5 protein-coding genes and 1 pseudogene are annotated in these 5495 nt (G+C 63.1%); 3 read left to right on the top strand and 3 right to left on the bottom strand.

Features of this window, described 5'->3' with window-relative positions:
• Positions 1-279, top strand: a pseudogene (locus MESS2_RS08035) (calcium-binding protein); the annotation flags it as partial.
• A 196-nt stretch (positions 280-475) separates the two neighbouring features.
• Here MESS2_RS08035 and MESS2_RS32940 read toward each other — a convergent pair.
• Together MESS2_RS32940 and MESS2_RS08025 are read right to left on the bottom strand one after the other, a co-directional pair.
• Positions 476-1018 (bottom strand): hypothetical protein, encoded by a 543-nt coding sequence (locus tag MESS2_RS32940; protein ID WP_008873673.1) that lies wholly within the window; start codon positions 1016-1018, stop codon positions 476-478.
• 350 nt (positions 1019-1368) lie between these two features.
• Positions 1369-2268: a LysR family transcriptional regulator gene (locus MESS2_RS08025; protein ID WP_008873671.1), complete on the bottom strand. Its 900-nt coding sequence runs from the start codon at positions 2266-2268 to the stop codon at positions 1369-1371.
• A 112-nt stretch (positions 2269-2380) separates the two neighbouring features.
• Here MESS2_RS08025 and MESS2_RS08020 point away from each other — a divergent pair, with 112 nt between their 5' ends.
• Both MESS2_RS08020 and MESS2_RS08015 read left to right on the top strand, forming a co-directional pair.
• A complete protein-coding gene (locus MESS2_RS08020) occupies positions 2381-3109 on the top strand; it encodes an SDR family oxidoreductase (protein WP_008873670.1) in 729 nt (242 codons plus the stop codon).
• A gap of 32 nt (positions 3110-3141) precedes the next feature.
• Positions 3142-3423 carry an Atu4866 domain-containing protein gene (locus tag MESS2_RS08015; RefSeq protein ID WP_341872351.1) on the top strand — a complete coding sequence of 94 codons (282 nt, stop codon included), beginning with the start codon at positions 3142-3144 and terminating at the stop codon, positions 3421-3423.
• A gap of 65 nt (positions 3424-3488) precedes the next feature.
• Here MESS2_RS08015 and recQ read toward each other — a convergent pair whose 3' ends face one another.
• The gene (recQ, locus tag MESS2_RS08010; RefSeq protein ID WP_040592506.1) at positions 3489-5318 is read right to left on the bottom strand and encodes a DNA helicase RecQ; all 1830 of its coding nucleotides are present in this window, start codon (positions 5316-5318) and stop codon (positions 3489-3491) included.
• Positions 5319-5495: the final 177 nt, after the last annotated feature.

Genomic DNA, 5495 nt, shown 5'->3' with positions numbered 1-5495 from the left:
GGTAACGGCAATGTCGACAGGATTACCGACTTCAACGCGTCCCAGGACAAGATCCAGCTCGAGAATGCCATTTTTGCCGGGCTGGGCGCGGGCGCGCTCACTTCCGCCGCCTTCTTTGCCGGTGCGGCCGCGCACGACAGCACCGACCATATCATCTACAACAGTTCAACCGGGGCGCTCTCTTTCGACAGCGACGGCATCGGCGGCGCGGCTCAGATACAGTTCGCCACTCTTTCCCCGGGTCTCTCGCTTACGGCAAACTCATTCTTTGTGACTTGAGCAGGGACAACGTCCCGCGAGGGCTGCTGCGGTCAAGCAAGACCGGTAAACAAACAGTCCTCGTTGCCTGCCTCAGCCTCCTGTGAGGGTAATTCCAGGAACGTCTGTAGCGGTTTCCGTCCGGAATTGCGTAAAATAACACTTGGAGCGGGTCAGCGGCTCTATAAAAAGCTGAACCGCTCTTTGGCGCTTTTCGCTATCCTGGTGCCGCGGCTGTCATCGCACTCTGCCTTAGGTTGCTGCTAGGCCATTTTGGCGCAGGAATAGCCGTGTAGCCGGCCGGCGATGAAACCGGGCTGGAGGCAACGGGCAGGGCACCCACGCTTTGCGCAACATCGACTTCAGCTCGTGGCAGAGCGTGCTCGTGACGCTTATCGGCCTGGCGCTTTTCACGCTTATCGGCATCGGCATTCGACTGTTGATGATGTTCACAATCCAGCAGCGCCGCGAACGCACGAACCGTCAGATCAACGAGCGCCTTCGCACCTTGATCGCGGCCTAAAAGACATTGGGCGAACCCTTCACCGGAGACCTGGCTGTCGATCCGGCCCATCTGCGCGACTTTCAGCGAAGCGAGCCGCCTGTCGTCGAGAGCGATACCGTGCCGGCCGTCGACCCGAGCGCCGAACGCGTCGCGGGATCGGATCGCGCCCGACGCATTCGCGATGCGGTGGAGGCCTGTCTGTCGGACATCCTCCTGCTTGGCACCGAAGAGCAGGTTCGCCGGCCGAACGAGCAATACGAGAGATGGTGTCCGGACATCCTGTGCACGTGCACGATCTCGTTGTTTCGCTGCGAAACTTCATCCGCGAAGCTTTGTATCTCGCTCCTATACCGTCCGACCTTGCGATCCCCAGCAAGGCCCGGCCAGGCCGTCAGGCACCAGTGCGCGCGGCAGAAACGAGCGCGGCGGCGAGACTGCTGGCGGCGGCGGAAAAGGTGGCGGTGACATGGGCGGGGGTGGGATGGGCGGTGGCGGCATCGCTACTGCTGACCCCGCTGACGACCAAGCTGCCGCTGAACGTCTCGCAACACCATCGATCGCCGCACGCGTTCCACCACCGTAATCGGCTGCGCGATTTCTCGAGATTACGGTCGCCATTCGTAGCGCTTCAAGTGATCGATGAGGGCGCGCAGCTTTGGCGCGATATTCCTGCGGCTTGGATAGTACAGATAGAAACCCGAAAAGCGCGGGCAATAGTCCTCAAGGACTGGAACCAGTTCTCCCCGTTCGATGAAGGGACGGAAACTCTCTTCCATGCCGAAGGTTATACCGGCTCCGGCGACAGTCATCTTGATCATCAGCGCCATGTCGTTCGTCGTGATCTCGGGAGCGACCGCGACCCGAAATTCCTTGCCATGCTCGGCGAACTCCCATCGGTAAGGCGCTGCTTTCGGCCCCGGGCGCCAACCGATGCAGCGATGCGCGGCCAGTTGGGTGGGATGCCAGGGCAGGCCGAAGCGGTCGCGATAGGCAGGCGAACAGACGGCGAGTTGCCGCTCGTCGCCCGCAACCGGCACAGCGATCATGTCCTGCTCGATGACCTCTCCCAACCGGACCCCGGCATCGTAGCCTTCGACCACGATGTCGAACTCATCGTCGGTCACCGTGACATCGAGTTGGATCTCGGGATTGGCTTCGGAAAACGTCGCAAGGAACGATCCCGACAGGAACCGTTCGGCAATTGACGATACGGCCAGCCGCAATTGCCCACGCGGACGGTCGCGCAGCGACTGGGCTGCATCGAGCGCCGCACGCATGTCGGCAATGGCCGGTCCCACTTCGGCATGGAGCCTTTCCCCGGCCTCGGTCAGGCTGACACTGCGCGTTGTGCGCCGTAGCAATGCAATGCCGAGGCTCTCTTCCAGCCGCCTGATCGTCTGGCTGACGGCCGACCGGCTCACGCCCAACCGGTCGGCCGCCGCACGGAAATTCCGCTGCTCGGCGACAAGCGCAAAGACCACCAGTGCATTAACGTCCGGCAACATTGGTTAGCTCAGCTTTCCATGATGTGAAGGAATAGGCATCTTATCGCAACAATGCCTTGGGCATATCTTCACGGCAACCCACCACGAAATCCGAAAAAGAAAGGAAGTTGCCATGCCCCTCGACAAGGTTGTTCTCATCACCGGCGCCTCCAGCGGCATCGGCGCTGGCATCGCTCGCGAACTTGGCGTGGCTGGCGCCAGGCTGATGCTCGGCGCGCGCCGCACTGACCGGTTGGAGACGCTGGCGCAGGAAATCCGCGCGGGCGGCGGCGAGGCGATGACCCGCAGGCTCGACGTGACCGATCATGCCGACGTCATGGCTTTCGCCGAAGCGGCGCGGCAGGACTGGGGGCAGGTCGATGTGATCGTCAACAATGCCGGCATCATGCCGCTGTCGCTGATGGCATCGATGAAGGTGGATGAGTGGGACCGTATGGTCGACGTCAACATCAAGGGCGTACTGCATGGGATTGCCGCAGTGCTGCCTGAGATGATGGCGCGCGGCTCGGGCCACATCATCAACATCGCCTCGGTTGGCGCGCTCACCGTGTCGCCGACAGCGGCGGTTTATTGCGCGACCAAATATGCCGTGCGTGCCATCTCCGACGGGCTGCGCCAGGAACGAAACGATATCAGGGTTACCTGTATCCATCCGGGCGTGGTCGAAAGTGAGCTTGCCGGCACGATCACCGATCCGGCGGCCGCCGACGCGATGAGCATCTATCGCGCCATCGCGCTGCAGCCGGACGCGATCGGCCGGGCGGTGCGCTTTGCCATCGAGCAACCGGAAGATGTCGACGTCAACGAGATCGTCGTGCGCCCAACGCGGGCGGCGCACTGATGCGTGGACCAGTCATCGCCGCGTCGCTCTTCATGGCATTCGTTGGCTCAGCAATTGCCGAGGACCAGATGAACAATCAGACCCATTCCTATGTCGGCATGTGGGTCACTGCCGACCGCTACATCCGCCACGAACTCTTGCAGGACGGCCGCTACGTCGAGGCCCGGGGGAAACGCGAGCGTGCCTATCTGGGGCGCTATCGCGTGACGGGGAACCACATCGACTACCGGGACGACACCGGTTTCACTGCGGATGGAGAGTTCATCGACGGGGTGCTGCACCACGCCGGCATGATCCTCTACCGGGACAAATGAGCCCGCGATCCAGCCGTGATGCTTGGCTTGGAATTGCGCAAAAAACAAAGAGCTACGCCCCTCACCTACTGGTGCGCGGCGATTGCGCTCAGAAAAATCTCTCCGAATTCCCTAAGCTTCGCGGCGCCGACGCCATTCACTTCGGCGAAGGCGTCGAGGTCGCGCGGGCGGCGCTCAGCCATGTCGATCAGCGTGCGATCGGAGAAGATCACGTAGGCCGGCACCTGGCGTTCCTTGGCAAGGCGCAGCCGCAGCGCCTTGAGCGTGGCGAGCAGCGAAGCATCGAGGCCTTCGCTGCCCGTGGCGGTACCTCCGGCGGAACGCAGCTTGCCGCGCGCGGCGCGATGCCGCGTCTCGATACGATACTGGAACGGGATCTCGCCACCGCCGAGCGCATGACCCTTTTCGGCGATGGCGAGACCGCCATGGCCGGACGGATCCGGCTCCAGGAAACCGCCCGCGACAAGCTGGCGGATCAGCGACAGCCAGAAATCCTTCTTGTGCGCCACGCCGCTGCCGAAGCTGGCGAGCCTCTCATGGCCTCTGGCCAGCACCTTCTCGGTTTCATGGCCGAGCAGAATGTCGATGACATGGGCCGCACCGAAGCGTTCGCCGCTCTGCGCGACCGCCGCCAGGATGATGCGCGCCTCGGCAGTGCCATCCGCGCGCGGCACCTGATCGAGGCAGTTGTCGCAATTGCCGCACGGCGACGCTTCCTCGCCGAAATAGCCAAGCAGCACCTGGCGGCGGCACTGCGCCGTCTCGCAATAGCCGATCAGCGTATCAAGCCGGCGATGCGCGCGCCTTTTGTGTTCCGCCGCTGCGTCCTCGTCGTCGATGAACAAGCGCCGCATGCGGATATCGCCGAGGCCGAACAGCATATGCGCCTCGGCCTCCCGCCCGTCACGGCCGGCGCGGCCGATTTCCTGATAGTAAGCCTCCAGGCTGCCCGGCATATCGGTGTGGAAGACATAGGCGACGTCAGGCTTGTCGATGCCCATGCCGAAGGCGATGGTCGCCACCATCACCACGCCGGAGAGCGTCATGAAAGCGTTTTGATTCGCTTCACGCGCGTCCTTGCTCATGCCGGCATGATAGGCGAGCGCGGTGACGCCGTTCCGTTCGAGGAAGGCCGCCATCTCTTCCGTCTTCTTGCGCGACAGGCAGTAGATTATGCCGCTGCGCCCGGGATGACGTTGCACGAAATCCAGCAACTGGCGCTTGCTGTTCTGCTTGGCCTCGATGCCGAGCTTGATGTTCGGCCGGTCGAAACCCAGCACCAGGCTCTCGACGCGCCCCGCGAACAGCCGCGCGGCGATGTCGTTGCGCGTCGCCTCGTCCGCGGTCGCCGTCAGCGCGATGATCGGCGCATCGGGGAAAATGCCGGAGAGCCGCGACAACTCCTCATATTCGCGCCGGAACGCCGGCCCCCATTGCGAGATGCAATGCGCCTCGTCGATGGCGATCAGGCTTATATCGAGCCTGGCCAGCGCTTCGAGCATCCGTTCGGTCATCAGCCGCTCCGGCGCCAGATACAGCAGGCGTGTCTGGCCCGAGGCGACACGGCGCCATGCCGCGACATTGGCCTCGCGGTCGAGCGAGGAATTGATCGTATCGGCCGCCACGCCGGCAAGCCGCAATGCCGCGACCTGATCCTGCATCAGCGCAACCAGCGGCGACACGACGATGGTGAGTCCGCCAAGAACCAGCGCCGGGACCTGGTAGCACAGCGATTTGCCCGCGCCCGTCGGCATGACGGCCAGCACATGGCGCCCGGCCAGCAGCGTTTCCATCACGGGTGCCTGGCCGGGACGAAAATCGTCGAAGCCGAACACGTCCTTCAGGACGCGCCGCTTGGGATCCTCTGCCGGGACGCTCGCCGCCGATATCTGCATCAGGGAATTTCTGCGATCGGCGCCGCCCGAAAGGGCGGCGTGGGAACGGTCGAACACGAAATCCATGCCGGTTTGCAAGAGGTCTCGACCCCGAAGCAAAATGGACTGGAATTGATTTCCCGCGGATTGGAGAAGACGTGGGAACCGATCAAACTACCCTCCGCGTGCCACTTTGCA

This window comes from Mesorhizobium metallidurans STM 2683, from assembly GCF_000350085.1.
Taxonomy (GTDB): Bacteria; Pseudomonadota; Alphaproteobacteria; order Rhizobiales; family Rhizobiaceae; genus Mesorhizobium; species Mesorhizobium metallidurans.
The sequence above is the reverse complement of the archived record's forward strand: the minus strand, read 5'-3'. Positions and strand labels throughout refer to the sequence as shown.